We start from the raw sequence: 1,104 nt of genomic DNA, 5'->3' as shown, positions 1-1,104 counted from the left end.
TTCCACTCGGCGGTATGGAGCGCCACGCGCCCTCCCTCGCGTTCGTGCAGGTGCGTGACGTTGCGGTTGTCCTCGGTCGTCAGGTGGATGTGCCGCCCCGGCAGGCGGGTCCGCACCTCGCGGGCGAGCTCGACCAGGAGCTCGGGTTCGGAAGGGTCCGCGATCTGGTCTATGGCGTCGAGCCGCAGCCCGTCGAAGCCGAACTCACCCAGCCAGCAGAGCGCGTTCTCGATGAAGAAGCGGCGGACGGGCCCTCGTGTGTAGTCGATCCCCGCGCCCCAGGGCGTGTGGCGCCCCTGGTCGAAGAAGGCGGGCGCGTAGGCCGGCAGGTAGTTCCCGTCGGGCCCGAAGTGGTTGTAGACGACATCGAGGAGGACCATCAGCCCCCGCTCATGCGCCGCGTCGATCAGCGCGGCGAGGTCGTCGGGACTGCCGTAGACGCCGTGGGGGCAGTAGGGCAGGACGCCGTCGTAGCCCCAGCCCCGGTCGCCGCCGAACTGCGCGAGCGGCATGAGTTCGATCGCCGTGATGCCGAGTGCTGCGAGGCGGTCCAGCTCGCCGATGGCGGCGCGGAACGTGCCTTCTTCGGTGAAGGTGCCGACATGCAGCTCGAGGATCGCCGCCTCCTCCCAGGGGCGCCCGGCCCAGGGCGCGGGCGCGCGCGGCGGCGTGAGGAGGGATGGGCCGTGGACATCGCCCGCCTGCCGCCGCGCGGCGGGGTCGGGAACGGTGCGGCCATCGGGGAGGAGGTAGGCATAGGCCTCGCCCTCGACCGCCTCGGCGAGGGTCGAGAACCAGCCGCCGTCCTCGGCCTCCATCGCCACCTCCCGCGTGCCCAGGCGCAACGTCAGACGCCCGACCCCCGGCGCCCAGAGGCGGAAGCGCCAGCGCCCGTTGCCGGCCGGCACGGCGCCCCAGGCATAGGGCTCAGTGCTCAAGGCCGGTCTCCAGCAGCAGGAGCGCGCGCCCGGGCAGGATCGTGCTGCCGTCATGGACGAGCGGCCGTCCGCGCGCATCCGCGATGCCCTGCGCGGTCTCGACCATCAGCGGCCATTTCCGGTCCGCCCCCCCCGGCAGCACGAAGTCGAGCTCCGCCTCGGACGC

The 1,104-nt window shown here is 72.9% G+C and carries 1 protein-coding gene; it reads right to left on the bottom strand.

Annotated elements, in window-relative coordinates; translation table 11 throughout:
- Positions 1–938: alpha-amylase family glycosyl hydrolase (locus ACTS11_RS06690; protein WP_442639555.1), on the bottom strand; the 938-nt coding region annotated here is incomplete at its 3' end.
- Between the last annotated feature and the right edge of the window lie 166 nt (positions 939–1,104).

Origin of the sequence: Roseicyclus sp. (genome assembly GCF_052168335.1) — a bacterium.
Taxonomy (GTDB): Bacteria; Pseudomonadota; Alphaproteobacteria; order Rhodobacterales; family Rhodobacteraceae; genus Roseibacterium.
This window is presented reverse-complemented; position numbering and strand designations above follow the sequence as displayed.